Annotated in this window: 15 protein-coding genes and 1 pseudogene; 9 read left to right on the top strand and 7 right to left on the bottom strand. The window is 36.3% G+C overall.

Annotation, left to right across the window (positions count from 1 at the left end; translation table 11 throughout):
* Window positions 1-91: 91 nt before the first annotated feature.
* The 4 genes from uvrA (at window position 92) to ACFIML_RS00425 (ending at window position 6,569) form a co-directional block, all read left to right on the top strand.
* A complete protein-coding gene (uvrA, locus tag ACFIML_RS00440; protein WP_375615115.1) occupies window positions 92-3,007 on the top strand; it encodes an excinuclease ABC subunit UvrA in 2,916 nt (971 codons plus the stop codon).
* 1,052 nt (window positions 3,008-4,059) lie between these two features.
* Window positions 4,060-4,398, top strand: coding sequence for a P-II family nitrogen regulator (locus ACFIML_RS00435; protein ID WP_375606671.1), 339 nt, complete (start codon window positions 4,060-4,062; stop codon window positions 4,396-4,398).
* 59 nt (window positions 4,399-4,457) lie between these two features.
* Complete coding sequence (glnA, locus tag ACFIML_RS00430; protein ID WP_375606672.1) at window positions 4,458-5,867, top strand: type I glutamate--ammonia ligase; 1,410 nt, start codon at window positions 4,458-4,460, stop codon at window positions 5,865-5,867.
* A gap of 156 nt (window positions 5,868-6,023) precedes the next feature.
* Entirely contained in the window at window positions 6,024-6,569 is a 546-nt protein-coding gene (locus ACFIML_RS00425) for a hypothetical protein (RefSeq protein WP_375606673.1), read from the top strand.
* Between the two features lie 375 nt (window positions 6,570-6,944).
* Here ACFIML_RS00425 and ACFIML_RS00420 read toward each other — a convergent pair whose 3' ends face one another.
* A complete protein-coding gene (locus ACFIML_RS00420) occupies window positions 6,945-7,727 on the bottom strand; it encodes an ATP12 family chaperone protein (protein WP_375687118.1) in 783 nt (260 codons plus the stop codon).
* A gap of 1,273 nt (window positions 7,728-9,000) precedes the next feature.
* On the opposite strand from ACFIML_RS00420, the gene ACFIML_RS00415 reads away from it, so the two are divergent.
* Complete coding sequence (locus ACFIML_RS00415) at window positions 9,001-9,156, top strand: hypothetical protein (protein ID WP_375608388.1); 156 nt, start codon at window positions 9,001-9,003, stop codon at window positions 9,154-9,156.
* On the opposite strand, the gene ACFIML_RS00410 is transcribed toward ACFIML_RS00415, so the two are convergent.
* A complete protein-coding gene (locus tag ACFIML_RS00410; RefSeq protein WP_375609460.1) occupies window positions 9,150-9,353 on the bottom strand; it encodes a hypothetical protein in 204 nt (67 codons plus the stop codon). The two genes, ACFIML_RS00415 and ACFIML_RS00410, sit on opposite strands and share 7 nt — an antisense overlap.
* Window positions 9,354-9,385: 32 nt before the next feature.
* Between ACFIML_RS00410 and ACFIML_RS00405 the strand changes: the two genes are divergently transcribed.
* The 4 genes and pseudogenes from ACFIML_RS00405 to ACFIML_RS00390 form a co-directional block, all read left to right on the top strand.
* On the top strand, window positions 9,386-9,904 hold the full coding sequence (locus ACFIML_RS00405) for a hypothetical protein (RefSeq protein WP_375609459.1): 519 nt from the start codon (window positions 9,386-9,388) through the stop codon (window positions 9,902-9,904).
* A gap of 235 nt (window positions 9,905-10,139) precedes the next feature.
* On the top strand, window positions 10,140-11,087 hold the full coding sequence (locus ACFIML_RS00400) for a DMT family transporter (protein WP_375609458.1): 948 nt from the start codon (window positions 10,140-10,142) through the stop codon (window positions 11,085-11,087).
* Window positions 11,084-12,346: an acetyl-CoA carboxylase biotin carboxylase subunit family protein gene (locus tag ACFIML_RS00395; RefSeq protein ID WP_375608701.1), complete on the top strand. Its 1,263-nt coding sequence runs from the start codon at window positions 11,084-11,086 to the stop codon at window positions 12,344-12,346. Before ACFIML_RS00400 ends, ACFIML_RS00395 begins: the two co-directional genes overlap by 4 nt.
* 122 nt (window positions 12,347-12,468) lie before the next feature.
* Window positions 12,469-12,674: pseudogene (locus ACFIML_RS00390) on the top strand (Arm DNA-binding domain-containing protein); the annotation flags it as partial.
* Between the two features lie 895 nt (window positions 12,675-13,569).
* On the opposite strand, the gene ACFIML_RS00385 reads toward ACFIML_RS00390, so the two are convergent.
* The 5 genes from ACFIML_RS00385 to ACFIML_RS00365 all read right to left on the bottom strand — a co-directional run bounded on the left by ACFIML_RS00385 (window position 13,570) and on the right by ACFIML_RS00365 (window position 19,371).
* The gene (locus ACFIML_RS00385; RefSeq protein ID WP_375687115.1) at window positions 13,570-16,323 is read right to left on the bottom strand and encodes an autotransporter outer membrane beta-barrel domain-containing protein; all 2,754 of its coding nucleotides are present in this window, start codon (window positions 16,321-16,323) and stop codon (window positions 13,570-13,572) included.
* Between the two features lie 1,036 nt (window positions 16,324-17,359).
* Window positions 17,360-17,644 (bottom strand): hypothetical protein, encoded by a 285-nt coding sequence (locus ACFIML_RS00380; RefSeq protein ID WP_375608699.1) that lies wholly within the window; start codon window positions 17,642-17,644, stop codon window positions 17,360-17,362.
* Window positions 17,645-17,914: 270 nt separating this feature from the next.
* Entirely contained in the window at window positions 17,915-18,316 is a 402-nt protein-coding gene (locus ACFIML_RS00375; RefSeq protein ID WP_375606682.1) for a hypothetical protein, read from the bottom strand.
* Window positions 18,317-18,682: 366 nt separating this feature from the next.
* On the bottom strand, window positions 18,683-19,087 hold the full coding sequence (locus ACFIML_RS00370; protein WP_375606683.1) for a hypothetical protein: 405 nt from the start codon (window positions 19,085-19,087) through the stop codon (window positions 18,683-18,685).
* A gap of 20 nt (window positions 19,088-19,107) precedes the next feature.
* Window positions 19,108-19,371, bottom strand: a complete 264-nt coding sequence (locus ACFIML_RS00365; protein WP_375687113.1) for a hypothetical protein — start codon at window positions 19,369-19,371, stop codon at window positions 19,108-19,110.
* Window positions 19,372-20,163: the final 792 nt, after the last annotated feature.

The raw sequence follows: 20,163 nt of genomic DNA, 5'->3' as shown, positions 1-20,163 counted from the left end.
ATTAAAGCAGTTAAACACATTGTAATTCTAAAAAAACAGTTTTATTCCATTTTAGGTGCTCAATTTTTGCCACATATGCCAAGGATAAAGTATGACTCATCAAAAATATATCTCCATTCGCGGTGCACGTGAGCATAACCTTAAAAATATTGATCTCGATCTGCCTCGTGATAAACTCATTGTTATAACAGGACTTTCTGGATCAGGGAAATCATCCTTAGCGTTTGATACAATTTACGCTGAAGGACAACGTCGCTATGTCGAAAGCCTTTCGGCCTATGCACGCCAATTTTTGGAAGTCATGCAAAAACCCGATGTCGACCGCATAGACGGTCTCTCTCCCGCTATCTCCATTGAACAAAAAACAACCAGTCGCAATCCTCGTTCAACGGTAGGTACCGTTACTGAAATCCACGATTACATGCGTCTTCTCTTTGCCCGTATTGGCATTCCTCATTCTCCTGTGACAGGACTTCCTATTGAAAGCCAGACAGTAAGCCAAATGGTGGATCAAATTATGTCCTTACCAGAAGGAACGCGAATTTTTATTATGGCCCCTTTGGTGCGAGGACGAAAGGGAGAATATAAAAAAGAGCTAACAGAACTTTTAAAAAGAGGATTTCAACGCGCTAAAGTTGATGGAAAATTCTATGAAATCGCTGATATTCCACCTCTTGATAAAAAATATAAACACGACATCGATGTCGTGGTAGACCGCATTGTTGTACAAAAGGATATCACCTCTCGTTTAGCTGATAGTATAGAAACCTGTTTACAGCTAGCAAATGGGCTTGCCATTGCTGAAATGGCAGACCAACCCTTAGCACAAAAAGAAACGACAAAGGAATCTGCTCATAAATCAAAAAATGATACACACAAACGGCTCATTTTTTCAGAAAAGTTTTCCTGCCCTGTATCGGGTTTTTCTATTCCTGAAATTGAACCACGCCTTTTTTCGTTCAATAATCCTTTTGGCGCCTGTCCTCTCTGCGATGGACTGGGCATAAAAAAAGCAATGGATCCACTGAAAATTGTGCCCAATAAAAATCTTACCCTCAAGAATGGCGCCATTGCCCCTTGGGCTAAATCAGATTCACTTTACTATAAACAAACCTTAGAAGCATTAGGAAAAGCTTACGGTTTCAAACTCACAGATCAATGGTGTGAACTCTCTAATGAAGCACAACAGGCTATTCTTTACGGTACAAAAAGAGATGAAATTTCTTTTATCTATAAAAATAATTCTGGTTCGCATAAAACGACCCAACCTTTTGAAGGAATCATCCCTAATATGGAGAGACGCTGGAAAGAAACCGATTCTGCTTGGTCTCGAGAAGAAATCGAACGTTATATGTCTTCTTCGCCCTGTCCGGCTTGTCACGGTTATCGTTTAAAACCAGAGGCACTTGCTGTAAAAATCAACGGAATGCATATTGGGCAAATATCAGATCTTTCCATCTCACAAGCAGATGATTGGTTTGCCAATGTTCATCAATATCTCACAGAAAAACAACGTAATATCGCCGTACGTATTTTAAAAGAAATTCGTGAACGTTTGGCTTTTTTAAATCATGTAGGATTGGAATATCTTACCTTGTCTCGAAATTCAGGAACGCTTTCAGGGGGAGAAAGCCAACGTATTCGATTAGCATCTCAAATTGGTTCTGGTCTTACAGGCGTTCTTTATATTTTAGATGAACCATCTATCGGTTTACACCAACGCGATAATGAACGCCTTTTGGAAATGCTGCAGCATTTGCGCAATCTTGGCAATACAGTTATTGTCGTTGAACATGATGAAGATGCTATTCTCACGGCAGACTATGTTGTCGATATGGGGCCGGCCGCGGGCGTTCATGGTGGAAAAATCGTAGCACAAGGAACACCGCAGGAAATTATAGAAAATTCAGCCTCTCTCACAGGCCAATACCTTTCAGGAAAAATGGCTGTTAGAATGCCAACAGAACGGCGTAAAATATCAAAATCGAAAACACTTAAAATCATCGGTGCCAAAGGCAATAACCTCAAAAATATCAATGCGAACATCCCTCTTGGAACCTTCACATGCATAACTGGTGTTTCTGGAGGAGGAAAGTCAACATTTCTTATTGAAACGCTTTTCAAAGCAGCATCACATCATATCATGGGCTCTCATCACAGCCCTGCCAGCTATGACAAAATTGAAGGACTAGAATTTCTTGATAAAGTTATTGATATCAACCAGTCCCCTATTGGACGCACCCCACGCTCTAATCCCGCAACCTATACAGGCGCTTTTACACCGATTCGTGAATGGTTTGCCGAACTTCCAGAATCAAAAGCCCGTGGTTATAAAGCAGGACGTTTTTCATTTAATGTTAAAGGAGGACGCTGCGAAGCATGTCAAGGTGATGGAGTCATTAAAATTGAAATGCACTTTTTACCTGATGTCTATGTTACTTGCGATGTCTGTAAAGGAAAACGCTATAACCGAGAAACACTAGAAATAAAATTCAAAGGACAGTCTATAGCCGATATTTTGGATATGACAATTGAAAAGGCAGAAGAATTTTTCCAAGCTATTCCCGCTATTCATAATAAAATGGAAACTCTCATTAAAGTAGGATTGGGTTACATAAAAGTAGGACAGCAAGCAACCACACTTTCTGGTGGGGAAGCACAACGTGTAAAACTTGCGAAAGAACTTTCTCGTAAAACAACGGGACGTACACTCTATATTTTGGATGAACCGACAACAGGTTTACATTTTCATGATATTTCCAAACTTCTTGAAGTGCTTCACGAACTAGTCGAGCAAGGCAACACAGTCATCGTCATTGAACATAACCTTGATGTTATAAAAACAGCCGACTGGATTATTGATTTAGGACCAGAAGGTGGAGATCGCGGTGGAGAAATCGTTGCAATTGGACGCCCTGAAGACATTATTAAAATTCCCGCTTCCTATACAGGAAAATTTCTAAAAGATGTTTTACTGCGCCCATCCCTCTATAATTCCAATTCTTAAAAATGCTTCCCCTTATAAAACACAGCATACGAACAAAGCCTGTACTTTTATTGTTACCTGTAAACCAACACCTAATTCCAGTGGTGCAACATGTTGGAAGCAAAGACTAAAAACAATTTAGCGCTTTATAAGCTGTTTTATTTTAGTTTTTGTATTGTCAAATAGCGGCAAACATATTGCATAGCTCTATTGGGTGTAATCTCTGAAACGAGAAGACAACCTAATTTTGAAAGGATATGAAGTTTTAAGGGTATAAACCAGTTTCCATCTTTACCCTCCCCTTTTAATTCATCTTTACGATTTTCAAAAACATCTACAGCAATATTTTAAAAAGAATGAAGATTGCGCATTGCTTCACGCTTTTGTTTATCGCATTCTTTAATGAGATCTCGCTCCTCACGAAAAACAAAACGCCCCAAATAGAATATATTTTCGTTGCCAATTCACACGCTTGTTTTAAAAAATATTTTTCAACACTCCCAAATCCAGTTCACGACATCACCTGAGAATGGTAAATTAATTATTATACACCACTATCTTTGTGCTTTTAAGCAAGTGCAAACTAACACCTTCATTTCCAATATTTGCGCTCTCCCCTAATCTCTAATATTGTAATAACCTTTGGTTATCGAGAGCTTTCATAAAAAGCATTTATATTCCTTTTTCAAATGTTTTTATCCACACACTCATATCTCTTGATATACAAGGATATAGCTTTGATGAGACGATCTAAAATGAGAAAATCTTACGCTATTAGAATTCCTCATGCCATATAGAAAACGTCTAATTATCCTTATAAGTCAATGCATTATCCCCCAAAAAGGAAGCAAACTCTCTTAATGATATTATTTTGATTCGCTTATAAGGATTATAAGTTTTTTCCAAAACAATAATATTTCACTTTAATTTTACAAAAGAAGCGCCTCTCCAAGAATATATAGTATCATCATTTCCGACTTTTTGTGCACAAAGTATCTGTTGGACATCTTACAGTTGTCAATATAATGTGATGCAGTCTAAAAAGACAAAATAACGTTGGAGATAATTTCAGCATGAAAAAAATTGAAGCCATTATAAAACCTTTCAAACTTGATGAAGTGAAAGAAGCGCTTCAAAAAATTGGGTTACATGGTATTACAGTAACAGAAGCGAAAGGTTTTGGTCGTCAAAGGGAACATACAGAACTTTATCGTGGGACGAAATATGTTGTTGACTTTCTCCCTAAAGTAAAAATTGAAATTGTCGTGTCCGATGACAAACTGGAACAAACTGTTGATGCAATACGTAAAGCAGCCCAAACCAAACATATAGGAGATGGAAAAATATTTGTCTTTTCCATTGATGATGCCATTCGTATAGGGACTGACGAAACTGGGATCGATGCCCTTTAATAGATAACGAAAAAATTAGTCTTTTTATCCACCTCAACGCCACATTAAGGAAATTGAATATGACAACCGCATCAGATATTATCAAACAGATTGCAGACAACGAAATCCGTTTTGTTGATTTACGTTTTACTGATCCACGAGGAAAATTGCATCACATCACAATGGATATCGCAGAAATCAGCGAGGATACTTTTAGTGATGGTGTTATGTTTGATGGCTCTTCAATTGCTGGTTGGAAAACAATTAATGAATCTGACATGGTTTTAATGCCAGATCCAGCAACAGCACATATTGATCCTTTTTTTGCTCAATCTACTTTGGTCATATTTTGTGACGTACTTGACCCTGTCTCTGGTGAGTTTTATCGTAGAGATCCTCGTTCTATCGCCAAAAGGGCTGAGGTTTATATGAAATCTTTAAACATTGGAGATACAATCAATGTGGGTCCAGAAGCAGAGTTTTTTATCTTTGATGATGTGCGCTATAAAACGGACCCTTACAACACAGGGTTTAAACTCGATTCAAGTGAACTTCCCTCCAATGATGATACGGAATATGAAACAGGAAATCTAGGGCATCGCCCACGAATAAAGGGAGGCTACCTTCCTGTTCCGCCGATTGATTCTTGCCAAGATATGCGTTCTGAAATGCTCACAGCACTCAAAGATATGGGTGTACAGGTCGAAAAACACCATCACGAAGTAGCAGCGGGCCAACATGAATTGGGTATTCGTTTTGATACACTTGTTCGCGAGGCTGACAAGATGCAAATTTTTAAATATGTTGTACATCAAATAGCAAACAGTTATGGGAAAACAGCAACCTTCATGCCAAAACCAGTTTTTGGTGATAACGGCTCTGGAATGCATGTCCACATTTCCATTTGGAAAGATGGCAAACCCATTTTTGCAGGAAATGAATATGCTGGACTATCAGAAACCTGTCTGTTTTTTATCGGTGGTGTTATTAAGCACGCAAAAGCAATAAATGCTTTTACCAACCCATCCACAAACTCCTATAAACGTTTGGTTCCTGGTTATGAAGCTCCTGTTCTTCTTGCCTATTCAGCACGTAATCGTTCTGCATCTTGCCGTATTCCAATGAGCTCCTCACCAAATTCAAAACGCGTAGAAGTTCGTTTTCCAGACCCAACAGCAAATCCCTATTTGGCATTTGCAGCCCTTTTAATGGCTGGTCTTGACGGTATCAAAAACAAAATTCATCCCGGACATGCTATGGATAAAGATCTTTATGATCTTCCCTTAAAGGAACTTAAAGAAATCCCTACTGTTTCAGGAAGCCTGCGTGAAGCGCTTGAAGCACTTGACAAAGATCGTGGCTTTCTTAAAGCTGGCGACGTTTTTGATGATGATCAGATTAATTCCTTCATTCAAGTAAAGATGCAAGAAGTCTTGCGTTACGAAACAACACCCCATCCTGTTGAATTTGATATGTACTATTCTGTTTAAACAATTAATACGCATTCTTTTGATTTTAAAAATGGAGGCAAAAGCCTCCATTTTTGTGGATATTCGTCTCATGCAAAAGCGCAAGAGGCTTTTTGCTCATCCGCTTTTCCTTTATAATGTGTTGAATCTCTTCAAATGAATTAACAAAGGTTTCTAATGCCGCGAATTTGTTTTCTCGTTCCCGTTCTTTTATGCATTGTCTTTATCACATCAACAACTAAAGCACATACAATAACCAACCAAAAGCTTACAACTCTTGAGAAAGCAACATCTGCTTATAGTAAAGCACTTAAAAATGCCGATGCAAATGCCATCTTAAATGCTATTCCTCCCCAAATCATCAACCGCTTAACCGCCAAAAAAAATCTTAATCAATCACAATTTCTACAAATTATGAAAAGCCAAATAGAACGGTTGGCAGAAAGTTACAAGATTGAAACAATCAACATTGATCAAAAACAAAAACGTGAAGGGACACTTGATAATGGCATTCCTTATTTTGTTATACCCGTGGAGCTTGTAACCGCAACAAATGCTGGAAAAAAATGCTCTATTCAAACTGAAATTATTGCCCTCCTTCACGATAATGAATGGTATTTTATCCGTGGTAATGACGAAGCAATCTTAAACATAACCAATGAAATATTTCCTGGACTTGAAAAAGTAAAAATCAATCCTCTCAAAATCACAAAAATAATGTAACAGCAAAAACAACACATTGATTTATAAATGAATTAGAAAGCTAAATATCGTAAGATTCTCTCATTTCAAATCTGTGTATATTGAATCAATAAAGACCATTTCCTTGCGCGTCAAAAACGAGGCTAGCATATGAGTAAAAACTGTACAAGAAAGAACTAAAAATGCCTCTTATGAACCCTCTCAAATACCAAGGACTGTTCGCAACACCTACGAGCTGGTAAAGTGTATGATGGTACTGGCTTGCTTCTTCACAAGCGTAAAGATGGTGGTGTTCAATGGCTTTATCGTTATACCATTCATGGTTGTCACCGTGAAATGGGCTTGGGTACTCTTTGAGAGATGTTTCTTTAAAAAGCCCAAGGAAATAAAGAAATCTTATAAACATACTGTAGCAATTGTAACCGCAGCATTAAATTCAACTTTTTTATGAGCACGGCGTGCTATTGTTTCTTTATCCGTTCCCCATTGTTCCATCATCCAATCTTCATCTAAATGGGCAATAGACCATGCATGATCAGCATCAATCTTTCCCGCAGCAACCGCAAGAGCAATGAGAGCAGATCCCGTTAAGGTCGTCATCATATGAAGTGCAGCAAGCATATAAGGAGATTCAACTCTACGTAAATAATTACTGACTGCTTGAAGTGCTTCTGGTGATTGTTCCACATGCATTAGCCCTTCTGTCAAATAAAATCGCGCCCCCAATTTTTCTTCTGCCCAATCTAATAAAGGATCCCACTGTTTAGATTGTTTTTGCACCAGCTCTTTAGGTGTCTGCGCACGATAAAAGATCATATCACATACAACGAAACGCAATAAATCTTCAAACACAGCCTGCATATCATCAGCGATACCATCAATAACTGTGTTAACCAAACGCGTCATCGGCATTTTTGCAGGATCAACAACGTGCTTTTGGCTCTCAAATTCCTGAGCAACGAATTCAGCAAACACTTGCGTTGGCACATAAAAATGACGCCTTGCGGGCGTCTTAACAGAACGTTCATCTAATAAGATAGTAAAACCTCTTTCCTCACAAGCAATTTTCACTTGTTTATAAAATCGTTTTGGGTGTGATTGGCATGAAAGATTTTGAGTCTGTTGAACAGAAATCTTTTTATTCAATGGCATATCAAAATGATCCAAAATCTCACGCATATTGTTTACCTCTGATCTTTTCAAGAAAGAGACTATTTTTTCTAAGTTTTATATATTTTAATAAGATTTAATCCACCCTTCCCACACCTCAAAGAAGGAAAAAGATTCTTGCCAACCTCACTCTAATTTAAGAATCATATTTCATCTTTCTTTCACAAACAAGCCAATGGTGATACCTTTTCCTATATTCAATACAGTTACAACTGTAGAATATTTTTTAAAAATATTATTTTAATTAAAAAGTTAAATATATTGAATGAGATGGTAAAAGCAATCGTGTTTTAACACTCTGTTCGTTATCCACCTACAATAGTGCACTCGATACGAACAGCTAAAAAATACTTTTTGCAAAATTTTAAAGTAGAAAAAAGCTTATTATCCCCAAAAGAACAGTGTGCTTTACACATCATCAACCTTTGCTTCACCATTCCAATAATTCTCTAACATATCCAATAAACACCCCCTGCATAGAATCTTTTCTCCCTAATAACTCCCCTAAATAACGATATTTTATGGCAATAGGGCAATGACAAAACAAAATTATAATCGTAAATTTTCTTTTACCTATACATATGTTTTCTAAAGCACTAAATTATTTAACTTATTTTTCTTAATATACTTCACATACTGCACTAGCTTAAATTTAATTGTATAATTATAGAGTGTAGAGGTCGTGAAACCTGAAAATAATACTTTAATACACTTGGCCCTGCAGAAACTAACTGTGCAACTGTGGCTTAATAGTGGCTTGACAATCATAATCAAAATATTTTTTCCTCTGATTCAGAATCGCGTATTATCTTATATGCAACTCTTGAAGAAGCCTTTGATGAACTCGCTCAGAAAAAGGATGGTTATCTCCTAAGCTGTGCAGCTTACCCCGACTTGCATACATTTATATTCACCCGTTTAGGTGACATGCAATTATTTAATAGCTTTTCATGCCTACCCATTCTATGGTTTTAGCTAAACACAATAAATAAGGCTGATGAAATTAAAATCGTAGCGACTCGTCCTACTCCGCAATCTCTGGTAGCTCATCAATATGACAAAGTATTTGCCAACAGCAATGCTGATGCAGCCGTTCTTTGTAAGGCTGAAAAAGCCGATGCTAGTATCACAACATCGGTTGCAGCAAACCGTTATAAGCTGAATATTATGAAAAATTTTGGACAAGTGCCAATGGCTTTCTTGCTCCATTCGCTAAAGTCAGCTCATTATAAAACAATCTGAAGCTCCTCTTTCTATTGTTAACTTGGTTGACAAATTCCGTATGCGTCAAGAACGAGATGGGAGCATTAAGGAACCAACTTCGGCAGATAGTAATATGATTAATGAATTGATCACTCTACTCAATCATCATGCAGATATAATTGACGGATTATCTCCGGAACTTTTGGTGACCACTTCTGATGATCTTCATCAGTGAATGCTCAGCGGTTTAACTACCCCTCCTAAACTTGATAACACCTTGACTGCTTTCAAAGCGCCATTACCAGATGCTCCCCTATTTTTCTTGGCTCCAATGCGTGCAACAAATGGTCCCGATCCAGAAGGATTCCGACTGGAATTAGACAGGATATCGTCATGAAACGGACTATCTTGCCGACGCCTCAAAATATACAAAGGATTATGTATCACCTTTTCAATGTATAAAAATGGGAAGAGCATCAAAAGGTTTTTTAGAAGGCAATTACATTGTTTTATTCCCAAAATCTGTGCAACTGCTAAAAAAATTGACAAACAAGCATTTGCTTTGTTTGTTCAGCAAACTCTTTGATATTTACAACAAGCAAACAATTGTGAAAGCTGAAAATTTACTCGGTCGAGATAGTAAATTCCTGTTCAGTCAATTGCATAGTCGTAACTTATCTAAAGAAGACATTTACGATGTTCACTGTTTATGGGGGTATTATCATGACTATGCACATCATACTGGACCGCAACCATTAAATAAGAATCTGTATATAAAATTAAATTGGTTTACAGATCTTCTAGAAGAAATTAAAGTTAACTTAGTTACAGTGCGTATTATGCTAGAAGACTGTTCAAAGTTTTGGAAAGAAATAACTGAATTTATCCTCTTAGAACGCATATTTCGTTATCCAAAAGATTCTGATCAGCATATGACATTCGATGCTGGTACAGGGATCTTGCTTTTTGAAATATTGATGTGAAACAAAGCATTGATTGAAACGGATCAAGGAGGTATCTTTAATTTGGAGCATCTCAAACAAGTAATAGCATTGATGATTGCAGCTATAAAGCACTTGAAGCATTAGATGATGATGCTTATTTGGCAGGAGCTAAGGATTATATCCAAGATAATCTTGGAAAACCACAGACCTCAAAGTCACGATTTAACTTTTCAACATCATCTTATGCACAGTACATTATTGGGGGATTAAATCATTGAGTTTCTTAAAAGGACGGTTATTCCTATTTACCTTTGCTATTCTAGCATTGTTTTCCATAAGTTGGTTATTATCTAAGAATTTGGTTAGCAATATACCCGTCATGCATGCGGTTGGACTTAGGTTGTTTGCCACCGCTGCCGCCTTATGGTTAATTGCACTATTTCGTGAGAAAGCCGTTTTCAGATCCCTACCATTGCTTTCCATGATACCTGCTTTTTTTATTCTCTCAGTGTTAGGATTCTCGCTGTATTTTGTATGCAGTTTTGGTGCATTAAAATCACTCAAAGCTAGTGATTTAACCATGATGCTTGCTACTATTCCAGGGATTACTTATATATTAGGTGCATTGACAAATGTCCTTAAATTCTCATGGCTGAAGCTTAGTGGAGTGATAATTGTCAGTGTAGCAGCTGTAGCATTCAATATAAACAGTGGAGAAGGTGGATATTATAACCTGATAGGAGTAGGTCTTGCCTTAACAGCAGCACTTTCTTACTCTGCTTATGGCTTATTGTCTAAACGTTATCTTAAACATTTACCTTTGCTCACCTCACTGGCTTGGATTACAACAATTTCTGCCGCATCATTTATGCCATTATTCATTTTTGATCCTGCCCCACTCTTATATCTTAAGTTAGAAGATGTATTTAAGATATTGATTTTAGGAACTATTTGCTCGGCACCAGTTTACGTTTTGTACCAAAAAGTTTTAGCTGAGGGAGGTGTATTATACGCCAACACTATTGGCGTATTATCCCCTTTTGCAGTGGTTACATGTGAATGGATAATCGGCTCGAGCCCTTCTCTCAACATTATCAAAATAATTGCTATGATGATGGCTGTTATAGGAATGACATTCTTATTTATAGATGCATCAAAGGTATCTGGATGGCAACAAAAACGTCGTGCCACAAATTCCAAATTTAATAAGGAAACAAAATGAAAAAACTCGCATTAGTTTGCCAGCGCAATACAAAGCTCCCGTTTATATTTGAAGCAGCACAAGCAGCTAATATCGAATTAGTAATGATCTATGATACCGCTGAAAGCGCTCCTATTCAACACCCCGCAGCAGTTAGTGAAACTTGGCAACTTCCTGTTTTTGATAAGCCAGAGGCAGCTCTAGACGCTTTTGCAGTAGGCGTAAAAGAACGCAATATTGCTGGGGTTATGACCCTTCGCGAAGAAGCCATTCTATGGACAGCTTTGGCTGCCAAAAAAATCAACACTCCAAGTATTGAACCAGAAGTAGCAGCATTAACCAGAAACAAATATCTCATGCGTCAAGCTTTTGCTAAAGCAGGCTTAAGAACACCAAAATTTCTGTATATAGATAATCCAGAAGACCTATCACAAACACAAACCTTAGACTATCCGCTCGTTATTAAACCCGTCTCTGGATGGGCGAGTACAGGCGTCATGTTAGCTAAAAATCCTGAAGAATTTTCTAAGCTCATCAAAGCTGTATGGAATATTCAGCATAAAGATATGGCACGTTTTAATGATAAAAATAAACCTGTAGGTTTAATTGTAGAACAATATTTGCCAGGAAAAGAATTTGTCGTAGAATGTTTTGTTGATACAACAGGTGTGCATGTTTTAGCCGTTGGCGACAAAGGACAACCTGAAGGACCATGGTTTGAAGAAACAATTTATCGTCAACGCTGTGATATAGATGATCCTTTAATTATTGCTTTATGTGAGGCTGCATGCTCTGGAGTCAAAGCTCTTGGTATAAATATGGGAGCTGCCCATGTAGAGCTACGCCTAGATGCTAATAATTTACCTTATATCATTGAGATCGGCGCTCGTATAGGTGGGTCAGGTGTCTCCCATTTTATTGTAGAACAAGGTACAGGAATTTCATTTGCAAAACTCTGTATGAATGCCGCTTTAGCTGAACAAAATTTAGATCTTCCTGATGTCCTCCCAGCTAAAAAAGTGGCTGCAAATTATATTATTCCTCTTCATGGGTATGGACGCTTCTCTGGATTTTTAGGTCTCGATAAGGTCGTACAACATCCACAAACTAGCAGAACTATCATTTTCTTTGAAACGGATCATATTTCACCACCTCCACCAGCATTTGGTGGATATCCTGGCTTTATTTTCTCTGTTCATGCCTCAAACAAAGAAGCGTGCAATTACCATAAATGGCTTGATGACACTTTAAACATCATATGGCAAAATACTGACTTATAAAAACAATTTATTGTTTTGCATGTTGAATGAGCGTTCCCAATATTGGAGAACTCTCTCATCCCAACCCTGTTTATATTGAATCAGTCAAAACAATTTTCTTACACGTTACAAAAGAAGTAAAAATGCCTCTTATGCATCATCTTACGACAAGAGCTGTAGCAAAAAACATTGGAAGCTGGCAAAGTGTGTGATGGTGCCGGCTTGTTACTTCATAAGCGTAAAGATGGGAGGCTCAATGGATTTACCGTTAGACCATTCAAAAATGCCGTCGCGAAAGGACTTTTGGAACGTTGAGAGAACTTCTTTAAAACAAGCGCGTAAAACTGCACCCACTGGAAATACCATATTTATCAATAAGCCGATAAAGATATTTCTCTTACCCTTTTCAAAACCTAATGATTGAGGAAGCGATGATCTACTTTTACACCCCATTTTAATAGACTCTCTTCAATATCTCCATATTTCAAACCATAAAGAAAACTTGTCATCGACTTTTTCGATATGATCAATCTCTTCTCCCCACGCCTTAAAGAAAGAAGAAAATCTTACCACTTTCACTCCGATTTAAAAGTTATATTTCATCTCTATTTAACAAACAAAACAACGGCCTTGTTCATCTATTCAGCAACAATTCTAACAATTTCTTCAAAGGATTTATCTTGATTTTAAAATTAAAGATAGTGAATCTTATGGTGAAAGGAAGCACACTTTACCACTTTTCTTATTCCCCACTTACAATAATGCACTCGATTCCAAAGCTTCAAAAACGCTTTTTGCAAAATTTAAAAGTAGAAAAATGCCCATTATCCATGAAACTATAGAGTTGTGCATTCTTTCCCTTCACATATCCTTAAAAGCAAAGGCTCTCAATCAGCACAAACAATATTCCCCTGCCTTTTTTCATGCCTGATATCAGCATACCTTACACAACGGTGTTTTATGGCATAATAAGATAACAATGCTGTTCTTTTAAAAAGATGATAACGAAGGTATCCCAAATATTTATAGCCAAAACAAGACAAAAAAATTTAGAATCTAATAGACCAATTTTTTAAAAGCATTTAAGAAATGCTATACTCAATAAAAATAAATCAACGTGATACTTTCATATTTATTAAAGCACATGGGACTATTGTTAAAAAATTCTGCACAAACAATGGTTTTAGTTCTCGACAACAGAACAAGATTTTGAAAATCACATTTATTATTTTTAAAAAGAGTGATTAAAAATGATAGCGCAATCCACCAGAAAAACGAACTCCAGAAAAACCCGCCTTGGTTAACGTATGCTGATAGCCAAGATCACTGTAAAGTGTAACTTTAGAAGAAAACTGTGAATTGACACCCAAGCCAACCTCTAAGGAAGAACCAAAAGAACTCAACTGGAAAACATCTTTAAAATGAACAAATTTTTCTTTATCAAAACAATGAGTAAGATGAATATTGCCATAAAAAGAAGTGATACGATCCTTTTCAGATGCTGAAAATGTTTTATTTAAACGCCCACCGATACGCACCAACCATTGACCTATTTTTTTCATCTCAACATCAAATCCATCAATATCACGAAACTTATTAAATTGAAGATGTTGATAAATAAGCTGAAGTTGCGGATCAAAAATAAGATCTTCATATCCTGTCATAAACACTTTACCAGCAGAAAACGAAACGTTGAGAGGATTTGCTTTTAATGTCGCCGTCTTACCCCAAGCATGGGTAAGCACTTCCCCTTTAAACAAACCATAAGATAAAAGACCATCTACATAAAAACCAGTGTTGTTTTCCACACTAGCGTATGCCGTAAATGACCATTTATTAAACGTACTCTTTTGGCTTTGTTCTACATTATGAGGTTTTAAGGAAAGCTTTCCATAGGTTCCCATAATCCCAAAAGATGTCGTACTATATGCGCTTTCTATTGTTTTGAGCAAAATATCTGTTTTTATAGCGTTATAATCAACATGACCATCGTACCCATATTTAAGTGTAGAAAGATCTGAGACATAACGATAACGCCCACCATAACTGTGAATAGATAAAGCAAAATTCTCTTCGTTTTTTAACAATTTACGAGAAATAGACCGCGTAGCTTGCAACTGCTTTTGTTGATGACTAATATCCATGAGTCCAACATGAAACAAAGCATTTGGTAACAAAAGATAGGTCGGAACTTGTGGAACAACCTCTCTGACCTTTAACTCAGAAGGGGGAATAGCAGACACCTCTAAAACAGGCTGAATATATTTACTTTCAAGGCGGAAATCCCAAAAGTCTCCATCTCCTTCAACCAATCTTTGAGAAGTTTGTGCATTTCCAAGAGAAGAATTCGGACCATAAGCATGAAGATAATATTGGTAAGGCAAACCCTCTAATGCAATATAAGCACGATCTAACTGAAAAGAATCTTCTGCCGCTTTTCCAGAAACCTGAATAAGTGAAATACTATGAGCCTTTTCACCGGTTGCTATCTCCCCCTGATTTCCTGTAACAAATTGCACATAAACTGTGGTTTTCCCAGAAACATCACCATGTATCAAAAGTCGGTCAGTCTGTTTATTATCAAGCAAACCATCACGACTGAGATGTGTATTGAGATAAATATCTGCACTATCTTGCGCACTATAAACTTCTTTCTCTCCCTTCCCAATATAAAGTGTCTGATACTCCTGAAACATTGGCGTTTCAAAAGCAATCAAACTATCAGAAAGTTTTACAAATGAAATAAATGAACTTGTACGGTTTGCAATATGTGAATCTATCGCCCTTCTTTTTGTTACGAACCATTTTGATCCTCCTGTTAAATAAAGCTCAGCAATAGAATCATCAGCAACACGAGTTCCTCCTATCAATGAAGAAGAATCAGCCAAAATCGCTACAGCCCCCCCCTTTTCAGCTGTTAATAATAAGTCACCAAAAATTTTTGTGCCTTCTGTTACTGCAATATAACTACGACTGTTATGACTATGAATAGCTGTTCCATCTGCAACCTCAAAAACCGTCCTTTTCAAAAAAACTAGTCCTTGTTCGTACGCATTGTTCCCTCCCCCCATCTCAAAATGCATACCATGTTTGTTACCGATTGCCTTAATTGTTGAATCTTCAATATTAACCCGCGAAATTAAAATATTTTCATTCCAGCCAACATTGGATTGTGCCTTAGAATCTTGTCCAACCATTAAAACATGAACATTTGTAGAAACAATATTAGTCTTCTTCAAATAAACAGAACCACGCTGGTCTACATTGAAAACTGTATACGCAATTTTTTCATTTGTATTTTCTTTATCTTCTGTTTTTTGACGTTTTGAAGTAATGGTAACATCATCTAAAGTTGCATTTCCCCTTATACCCACATAAAGTGCAGCGGCATCATTTACATCAATAAATCCACCCGTCATCTGAATGCCCGCATCAGCACCAACGAAAAAAGCACTCTCTCGACCAATACCCTGACCTTCTACTTTAATTTTTGTATTCGTTAACCTAACAGCTGCTTCTTGCTTCTCTGCATAAGCAGCTATATGAGAAGCTTCAATTGTTCCACGATTGACCTCAATTATTCCACTATCAGCTTTAAGACCTACTGATACATTTTTAAAAGCTGAATCGCTTAAAACAATTCTTCCCCCTCGTGATACAACAGCACCATAAATATCTTCTATACCTGAAATTCCTTCAACCTCTACACGCGTTGCCTGAATAACTGTATTAGGCTCCTGTACTACTATAGCAGCAGGCAATATGAGAGAACTACCTTCCCCATTCTTTTCTTTAACAGGTGCAGTGAACTTATATATTTTATCACTAATTGTATGCTTTGCACCATCTCTGCATTCATAAGGTAATTTGTTTTCATCACATGACAGTAATACAAATGAACGAGAATGTGCCTCAATATTTGTGTTTAACAAAAAAGAAAAAATAGCTGCCGTAAAAACACACGAATATAAGCGATTTTTAGATACCTTGCTTATCATTATTTTCAAAACTTTCTTTTTCTCAACAAACACAAAAAATGCCGGTAAAAAATAAACCATACATTAAATACGATAAGAATAAAATAAACAAAGTTATTTTACTATTTTACTGATAAATGACAGCATTTCATAATATGTTTTGTATTTTATGTAAAGAAAGAACAAAAAACTTAATAATACCATTTAGGATTACGCTCTCTTAAAGAACTAATCCCCCAATTGCTGAGAATGGCAACACAAAGTGTCGGAAAAATAATCCCAAAAAAACTTGAAGAAAGGCAAACTTGGGAGAGATATAATCTTAAATTTCTTTCACTACCCAAAAATAAAAATACAATAAAATGAGAATAATTGTTAAGATTTAAAAACTCAAAATGTCTTAATAAAAACACAACACTATGAAATAAACTATACAAAAGTTATAATTGCACCATTTCTTCTACAACAAAAACCTAAGGAAATGCTCACTAGCGTATAAGTTAATGTAGGTATCTAATTCTATATAAAAGCTGTAAACTACCTAGTGAAAAAATTGAATAAATTTTCTCGTAAGTTCCTATCATCAATGTTTTCAATTCATCAATAAACCACTCTAAAAGATATCATCTCGAAATAGACCATAAAATGAAAAGATATTTACATCAAAATTACTTGCATAACGCTTTAATATCTTCTGATAAAATTTAAAATACAATAAAACACTCACTTTCCTGAAATTAAAAAACATCAAAATAAAATATTTCATCAAACTCATTTCTATAAAAATAATCTATTTATTATCGTTAAAGAGGATATTTTAGCAAAGCTATTCTTTGCCATTTTTTATATTGAATAATCTTCTCTAAAAATGCTAACCATCCCCCAATATTATTATCATCTGAAAATAATACATTGCTAAGCTAGTTTCTAATGAATATAACTATATCGAGGATAAAAGAGCAGCACTTTTACTCCCTCACCCCTATTAATATTTTCATTGAACTATTACTTTAAAGATGAATATATTTTACTGTTAGGTCACTTTTTCAAAACTTTTCTATTTTTTATCATTCTGAAGACGTAACATCAAATCTTGTTTTTGTTTCAAAGTATCATTGTCCATAACCTTCTGATACCCTGCTACCATTAAATTGACTAAAAATGAATCACTTCGCGGTGTTGATGAAAAATAGATTCCCTTTGAATCCTGCAATTTGTACCGATAACCTGCTTTAGTCATACACTCATAAATTGCTGCAAATTCACTTGCACGCGAATCCATATTTTCAGAAGAAACGTAGATTGGTTTCCATCCACATTTTAACAGTGCTTGTTGAACCATAGATTTATTGACACCAGGCTTTTCCCCTCATGCCAATATCGATGGGGGAGATTTACTAACACATCCCACAGAGCTTAAAAAAAATCATAGCACTCAATAATTTCAATATTTTTTTCATTTTCCCCCTCCCTCAATATTTACGAATAAAAAAGCCTATAACTCTGTGCTAATTTTTTCACATGTAAGATTGCTAGTCTATTGAGAAAAACAATCCCGCCCCCCTTGCGAGAACAAAAATATAAGGATTATTGATTACAACAGCATCAATATTTAAGGTTGACATTCGGGCTGCTCTTTGTTCTCTTCACAATGAGGACTATTCAAGCGCCTCTCTACACTTCGCTGAGGAATAACAGCATCAGGCTGACAAATTGGAAGATTTTCATACTTTTCACACCACTTTACCCTTCCCAATTTATCTTGGAAACCTGCTTGTATCATGCATGCATTCACAGACTCCTCTGCATTGAATCTCTCATCAGTACTTGTTTCTGTATCAAAACGACCATCAAGATACTGTATTCCACACTCTAACAGAGCTTTTTTTATCTCAAGTTGATCAGCACCAGACTTTTCCCATGCATCTACAGCTGTTTGAGAAGGCTTTTCTGGATAACATCCAGCCATAACAAATAGGGTCATCCCACTTAATAATTTTAAAATCTGCTTCATTTTCCTATCCTTGAATAATTTGATATTATGAAACAATCCATAAATTACTTTACATGCTGTTTTTTCACTTCCAAAATAACGATGAACATTATCAACCTTCATGGTTATTTATCTCTTTCCGATAATTATGCCACCGATATTATATCAAAAATACAGCAAAATTACTACTTAAATCGTATTCTATCAACGTTATGCATATAATTATTCTCAATATTTTGATTACAACCAAGATAGATATTTTATATTATTGCGCCAACAGTTGTAGTCCCCATAAATAAATAGCATTGACATGCTGAATTAAGCCATCCCCACACGGGCATGAGAAACATGAAGGTAGGGATTGTTGATCGTCACAAACAGCAAGACTTAAGGTTTGCATTCAGGTGCATTTTTATATTTTTTACAAAAAGGGCTGTTTAAGCGCTTCTTGACACTGCGCTGTGGAACAACAGCGCCTGGACGACAAATCGGGAGATCTTCGGCTTTATGATTCTCGCACCAAGTCCCTCCCCCCACTTTATCACGAAATCCCGATTGAACCATACAGGCATCAATAGTTGCCCATGCATTGTAGCTGAGTTTTCTGTTTTCTGGATCGGCATCAATAAGGCTTGGCATACCACATTCTAACAAAGCTTTTCCTACCTCAGTAAAATCAGTAACACCATTTTTCTCCCACGTAGCCACCTCTCCTGGAGGAGGTTTATTAAACTGGCACCCAGCTATACCCAATAGAATTATCGCACTTAATAATTTTAAGGTTTGTTTCATTTTTTCCTCCATGATTTAATTCAAGGCTTTTGTTCTAAATGAGATGTGCCATAAAACTTTTGGCATTTCGGACCCGCATCTCCAAGACAGGTATGGGAGCTTATGGGATTCATGATCACTCTCCACCATTCTGTCCACCAGTTACTACCAGCAGGTGCTGTCTCGTAAGTATAGTCATTGCCGCCAATAATTCTGCTTACAAAGTCAAATCTATGCCCATCAAAACCTGTTTCATGCCTCTGTGAATGACCGCTATGATGGTTTGTCATGCTAACAACCGTCATACTTTCTTCCATTACATTGATATCTTGACCAGAAATCAGATGAGAAGCAATAATCGTAGCATCTCATTGTACATCCATATCAACTTTGCCTGTTACCTCAAGGATAAACGGAATCGTTGTTGTGTGTGTTTCAGAGCTATTGGAAGACTTCTCGTGTAAAAAGCCACTTTCCGATGATTGTTTTTTCTGGTCGTAGTGTTCTTGAGCGCCTTTTATGGTAATATTGAATAATTTTGCACCGAAATACAATTGCGGAGTACATTTTGTCCGCCTCCACTTGTAATAAAAACTACTCTCGTATCAATATTATAAAAAATAAGTTTGATCCTTCCTCTTGTGAGAGCAATAATAATAAGAATCGTAAAACTGTCACACGTTCATTGTTCTTTTTAATTTACTCTTCTATGAGATTTTATTGTAATATCTTGCTGCTGTTTATTAAAGTTTTTATAAAAACAATGATACAATGCCTCATGTAACTTTGTTATCCACTATTTTCTACCAACGCCAATTCTCTTTAAGAAAAAAGAATAGAAAAAAAAACTTCACCCCTTCTTTTCAAGAAAAGACATAAAGAACTTTATCTTCGTTTCTAAAAGCAATAGTAATTTTCTAAACAACAAAATTTAAGCAACCAATTTTTTAAAGAGCTTAAAAAAACAATTCTTACAATAACTTCTCTTGTAAAACAGAACTTCATTAATACATTTAGAAAAAGATATCTGCCTATAATCTTGTATCTGGTAAAATCTATTTGCACTGTTAGGCATTTTAACCTGAAAGACTTATATT

It is taken from the genome of Bartonella sp. AC62GZZY (genome assembly GCF_042196525.1).
Taxonomy (GTDB): domain Bacteria; phylum Pseudomonadota; class Alphaproteobacteria; order Rhizobiales; family Rhizobiaceae; genus Bartonella.
The sequence above is the reverse complement of the archived record's forward strand: the minus strand, read 5'-3'. Positions and strand labels throughout refer to the sequence as shown.